This is a genomic window from Salmonella sp. SAL4457, assembly GCF_046548235.1.
GTDB classification, from domain to species: domain Bacteria; phylum Pseudomonadota; class Gammaproteobacteria; order Enterobacterales; family Enterobacteriaceae; genus Salmonella; species Salmonella enterica.
Window position 1 is genome coordinate 1 of record NZ_JBGDZO010000925.1, and the last position, 253, is coordinate 253.

At 40.7% G+C, this 253-nt stretch carries 1 protein-coding gene; it reads right to left on the minus strand.

The genetic code is table 11. The annotated features are described in order from the left end of the window. Window positions 1–3 precede the first annotated feature (3 nt). Window positions 4–253, minus strand: a 250-nt coding sequence (locus tag ACLJNW_RS26905; RefSeq protein WP_257589793.1) for an HPr family phosphocarrier protein, incomplete at its 5' end; no start/stop codon positions are given.

Genomic DNA, 253 nt, shown 5'->3' on the forward strand with positions numbered 1-253 from the left:
GCACTATACTGACTCACCAAAGCCATCAGCAAATGCAGATTTTAATTCATCCATAAAAGCCAGTTCATCCTGTCCATCACAAATTAAATCAATCATTGTGTTTCCCTTTACGCCAGCCCCCAAAATACTCATCATTCCTTTAATGGGAATTTCTTTGTCATTATTAACTAGCGTTAATGAAGACTGGTATTTTTTGACAATTTTCGCAAGCGTAGCGGCTGGCCGCGCATGAAGCCCCGTACTGTTCATAACG